Source organism: Bartonella sp. AD328YNZD (assembly GCF_042196425.1).
Map to the genome: position 1 here is coordinate 1 of NZ_JBHIQG010000770.1, position 639 is coordinate 639.

The following is a 639-nucleotide window of genomic DNA, read 5'->3' on the forward strand; positions in this document are numbered from 1 at the left end:
CCTAAAGTTAAAAGAACTTGCTCTTGACTTGAGCCAATAGAGATAGAACTTAGAGCATTTTTATCAAGAACATAGCCTTCTCTATAAATTTGGCTCGAACCTGAAGAATCAAGAAGACTACACCCAGCAAGCATTCCTATGCTTGCTATTGATAGACCAATCAATAATTTACGTTTGATTAAGGCTATTATGTGAGGCATTTGAAACAATGATATCTCCTTTTTATACTGAGATGTAGGACAAGAAGGCAACCTCAAGTTTTTTCTAATTTTAACTTAATCTACCGTAGCTTACACTGAGTTTCCCTGTTATAAAGCAAATTATGCCATATAGAATTTCTTTAGAAAAGAAAAAAATGCATAAATACTTGAGATAAATAAAAACATGGTGCTTTACGCGTTTTTATGTTTGGGAGTTGTCTATGAATGTTCAAAATGTTCCTCAAATGACATTTGCTTTGGCTTATCCAATATCTGTACGTTCTCTCCCTGCTAAAGGTATAAGGGTTCATTTTTGTGCAAACAAAAAAGAATGTACACATTTAGCCCAGAACCATGATTTAATTGAAGTAAAATCTTGTGAGGGAAAATTTCATATTTTCCCGTGGAAAAAACGCGGAGTGCGTATAAAAGGTCTGTT

2 pseudogenes are annotated in these 639 nt (G+C 33.8%); one reads left to right on the plus strand and one right to left on the minus strand.

Features of this window, described 5'->3' with window-relative positions:
* Nucleotides 1-200, minus strand: a pseudogene (locus ACFIO3_RS14945) (outer membrane protein assembly factor BamE); the annotation flags it as partial.
* Between the two features lie 221 nt (nucleotides 201-421).
* Between ACFIO3_RS14945 and ACFIO3_RS14950 the strand changes: the two are divergent.
* Nucleotides 422-639, plus strand: a pseudogene (locus ACFIO3_RS14950) (DUF177 domain-containing protein); the annotation flags it as partial.